Source organism: Mesorhizobium sp. WSM4935, assembly GCF_029625735.1.
Lineage (GTDB): Bacteria > Pseudomonadota > Alphaproteobacteria > Rhizobiales > Rhizobiaceae > Mesorhizobium.
In genome coordinates this window covers 2,501-6,391 of the sequence record NZ_JARTVR010000034.1, presented here as the reverse complement: position 1 = coordinate 6,391, position 3,891 = coordinate 2,501, and the positions used below count along the sequence as shown (strand labels likewise).

The 3,891-nt window shown below is 54.7% G+C and carries 1 tRNA gene and 2 rRNA genes; all 3 read right to left on the bottom strand.

Features of this window, described 5'->3' with window-relative positions:
- Positions 1-103 precede the first annotated feature (103 nt).
- The 3 genes from P9273_RS31905 to P9273_RS31895 all read right to left on the bottom strand — a co-directional run bounded on the left by P9273_RS31905 (position 104) and on the right by P9273_RS31895 (position 3,687).
- Positions 104-180, bottom strand: a tRNA-Met gene (locus P9273_RS31905).
- Positions 181-403: 223 nt separating this feature from the next.
- Positions 404-518 (bottom strand): 5S ribosomal RNA (rrf, locus tag P9273_RS31900).
- Positions 519-771: 253 nt separating this feature from the next.
- A 23S ribosomal RNA gene (locus P9273_RS31895) occupies positions 772-3,687 on the bottom strand.
- Positions 3,688-3,891: the final 204 nt, after the last annotated feature.

Here is a 3,891-nt window from a genome sequence, read left to right as displayed (position 1 = left end):
GCGGCGTCGGCTTTGCCTGTTTGCGGGTCCCTGATGCAGGTTAAAATCGCCGGCTCTCGCAGCAAATACAAAAGAGCCCGCGCGAGGCGGGCTCTTTTGTATTTGGTTGCGGGGACAGGATTTGAACCTGTGACCTTCAGGTTATGAGCCTGACGAGCTACCGGGCTGCTCCACCCCGCGTCGAGATGTAGGTAAGTTTTGGCTTACCGGATTCAAGAGGGGCTGCCAAATGAAAGGGCCGCTTGCGCGGCCCGGGCTCCCGTTTGGCGGGCCTTTATGCATGTCGCCCAAAAGTGCCTGGCGGTTTTGGGACAACGACATGCATCACGACAATCGCAATGAGAAGATTTAGCTCCATGCGGATCCTTCTGATCCGGATGTGAGCCGAACGTGCGCTTTGCAGACCTGGCAGCGACCTACTCTCCCGCGTCTTGAGACGAAGTACCATCAGCGCTGGAGCGTTTCACGGCCGAGTTCGGAATGGGATCGGGTGCAGCCGCTCCGCCATAACCACCAGGTCGGCAAAACGCACGTTCAAATCGAGAAGCTGTTCAAGCGCGATCCAAGGATCGTCGCAGCGCGATCCAAGGATCGTCGCCTTTGTGCCAAGGCGACGCTGTTATGCAGGGTTGCTTCGGGCGAAGCCCGCAAGCGCGACTGCGCGTCGCCGGTCGTCCGGCGCCCTCGCTTAAGCTTTGGCCCCGAAGGGGCCGCTCATGCGTGAGCGCTGGCAGACCATCCGACTTTGTCGGATGGATATAAGTAATGAGAACGATCAAGCCTATCGAACTATTAGTACCGGTAAGCTTCAAGCGTTGCCGCTCTTCCACACCCGGCCTATCAACGTGGTCGTCTTCCACGGTTCTCAGGGAATACTCGTTTCAAGGTGGGTTTCCCGCTTAGATGCCTTCAGCGGTTATCCCGTCCGGATATAGCTACCCTGCAATGCGGCTGGCGCCACAACAGGTCCACCAGAGATCCGTCCATCCCGGTCCTCTCGTACTAGGGACAGATCCTTTCAATATTCCTACACCCACGGCAGATAGGGACCGAACTGTCTCACGACGTTCTGAACCCAACTCACGTACCGCTTTAAATGGCGAACAGCCATACCCTTGGGACCTGCTCCAGCCCCAGGATGCGATGAGTCGACATCGAGGTGCCAAACAACCCCGTCGATATGGACTCTTGGGGGTCATCAGCCTGTTATCCCCGGCGTACCTTTTATCCGTTGAGCGATGGCCCTTCCACGCGGGACCACCGGATCACTATGACCGACTTTCGTCTCTGCTCGACTTGTCAGTCTCGCAGTCAGGCAGGCTTATGCCATTGCACTCAGCGAACGATTTCCGACCGTTCTGAGCCCACCATCGCGCGCCTCCGTTACTCTTTAGGAGGCGACCGCCCCAGTCAAACTACCCACCATACATTGTCCCGGACCCGGATAACGGGCCGCGGTTAGACATCCATAGTGATAAGGGTGGTATTTCAAGGGTGGCTCCACCTGAGCTGGCGCCCAGGCTTCAAAGCCTACCACCTATCCTACACATGCCACTACGAATGCCAATGTAAAGCTATAGTAAAGGTGCACGGGGTCTTTCCGTCTAACCGCAGGAACCCCGCATCTTCACGGGGAATTCAATTTCACTGAGTCTATGCTGGAGACAGCGGGGAAGTCGTTACGCCATTCGTGCAGGTCGGAACTTACCCGACAAGGAATTTCGCTACCTTAGGACCGTTATAGTTACGGCCGCCGTTTACTGGGGCTTCGATTCAGAGCTTGCACCCCTCCTCTTAACCTTCCAGCACCGGGCAGGCGTCAGACCCTATACGTCGCCTTGCGGCTTCGCAGAGCCCTGTGTTTTTGATAAACAGTCGCTACCCCCTGGTCTGTGCCACCCTCCTCTGCTTGCGCAGAAAAGGGTCACGCTTCTTCCGAAGTTACGCGTGCAATTTGCCGAGTTCCTTCAGCATAGTTCTCTCAAGCGCCTTGGTATACTCTACCTGACCACCAGTGTCGGTTTCGGGTACGGTCTATAAGGAGGAGCTATTTCCTGGAACCACTCCGCTGCCCTTTCAATCCGATAAGATTGGACAACTTGTGTGATCCGTCACTACCTCCAGGCCCACGAATATTAACGTGGTTCCCATCGACTACGCGTTTCCGCCTCGTCTTAGGGGCCGGCTAACCCTGCTCAGATTAACTTTAAGCAGGAACCCTTGGTCTTTCGGCGGGGGAGTCTCTCACTCCCCTTACGTTACTCATGTCAGCATTCGCACTTCTGATACCTCCACCGCCCCTCACGGGTACGGCTTCATCGGCTTACAGAACGCTCCGCTACCGCTCGTGATTGCTCACGAACCCTAAGCTTCGGTGTATGGCTTTAGCCCCGTTACATTTTCGGCGCAAAGACCCTTATTTAGACCAGTGAGCTGTTACGCTTTCTTTAAATGATGGCTGCTTCTAAGCCAACATCCTGGTTGTTTTGGGATCCTCACATCCTTTCCCACTTAGCCATAACTTGGGGACCTTAGCTGTAGGTCAGGGTTGTTTCCCTTTTCACGACGGACGTTAGCACCCGCCGTGTGTCTGCCGACTAGTACTCCCAGGTATTCGGAGTTTGGTTAGGTTTGGTAATCCGGTGAGGACCCCTAGCCCATCCAGTGCTCTACCCCCTGGGGTATTCGGTCGACGCTCTACCTAAATAGATTTCGCGGAGAACCAGCTATTTCCGAGTTTGATTGGCCTTTCACCCCTAGCCACAAGTCATCCCGAACTATTGCAACAGTTATGGGTTCGGCCCTCCAGTAAGTGTTACCTTACCTTCAGCCTGCTCATGGCTAGATCACTCGGTTTCGGGTCTAATGCGACGAACTGAACGCCCTGTTCAGACTCGCTTTCGCTGCGCCTACACCTATCGGTTTAAGCTTGCTCGTCACACTAAGTCGCTGACCCATTATACAAAAGGTACGTGGTCACCCGCCCATCAAAGCGCTTGCGCTTTTGATGGCCACATCAAAAGTTCTTCAAATCGTCAAGCGATTTGAAGGACGGGCTCCCACTGTTTGTAGGCAATCGGTTTCAGGTACTCTTTCACTCCCCTTGTCGGGGTGCTTTTCACCTTTCCCTCACGGTACTAGTTCGCTATCGGTCATGCACGAGTACTTAGGCTTGGAAGGTGGTCCTCCCAATTTCAGACAGGATTTCACGTGTCCCGCCTTACTCGAGGACGATTGATCGCATTACGCGTACGGGGCTGTCACCCGCTATGGCCCTACTTTCCAGAAGGTTCCGCTTGTCTCTCAATCGCCACTGGCCTGGTCCGGGTTCGCTCGCCACTACTTCCGGAGTCTCGGTTGATGTCCTTTCCTACGGGTACTTAGATGTTTCAGTTCCCCGCGTTCGCCACTTTATCCCTATGGATTCAGGATAAGTTACCTATTAGCGATACTTGGAAACCACAACTGCAACAGCGCGATCTCAAAGAGATCGTCGCTTCACGCTCAATCTTTGGGATTTCGCGTCGTGCAGCTCTGATTTTCCAAGTACCTTAGGTGGGTTTCCCCATTCGGAGATCTACGGATCAAAGGGTATTCGCACCTCCCCGTAGCTTATCGCAGCGTATCACGTCCTTCATCGCCTGTGCATGCCAAGGCATCCACCAATTGCCCTTAAGACACTTGATCGTTCTCATTGCCAATACCCATCGCGCGATCTCGAAGAGATCGTCGCTTCAGCCTCTCCCTTGCGAGATTGGCTAAGCGCGATCCCGAAGGGATCGTCGCCTCAGCAGCACCCTGTGCGGGGTATTACTGGTTGGAATTGGCACAAAAAGACCAGCTTCTCGAGATCCGTTCGAGGGCGCGGTTAGGCAGACCCATCATAGGCAA